At 55.9% G+C, this 488-nt stretch carries 1 protein-coding gene; it reads left to right on the forward strand.

The features are described from left to right. Positions 1-51 precede the first annotated feature (51 nt). Positions 52-488 (forward strand): oleate hydratase (locus ACLD7X_RS18580; RefSeq protein WP_425625506.1); only part of this gene is annotated, 437 nt, incomplete at its 3' end.

Here is a 488-nt window from a genome sequence, read left to right on the forward strand (position 1 = left end):
CATGGCTACACTATGCGTGGCGGCCGCATGCTCGAAGAGCACGATCCATGCATGCATGAACTTCTCTCCTTTATTCCTAGTCGCAGCGATTCAACAAAGTCTATCGACGAGGAATTACGGGATTTCTACAGAACGCACAGCTGGTTCAATACAGCGCGGCTAATTGGAGAAGGCGGGCGCGCCATCGATTTCTCCAAGCTGGGCCTCGGTGCCCGCAACCTGAAGGATCTCTCAGGATTGCTGCTGATGCCGGAGCCGCGTCTCGATGGCAAGATGATCGAGGACTGCCTCGACCTCTCAATCTTCCAGACCAACTTCTGGAACATGTTCGGGTCGATCTTTGCCTTCCTGCCGTGGCACAGCGCCATTGAGTTGCGCCGCTATCTGCTGCGGTTCTTCCACCTCCTGCCCACGATCGGATCGATGACGACGATCCAGCGTACACGCTACAATCAAAGGCAGGCAATAGTGGAGCCCCTGACCGAGTG

The organism is Aphanothece microscopica RSMan92, from assembly GCF_046613545.2.
Lineage (GTDB): Bacteria > Cyanobacteriota > Cyanobacteriia > PCC-6307 > Cyanobiaceae > NIES-981.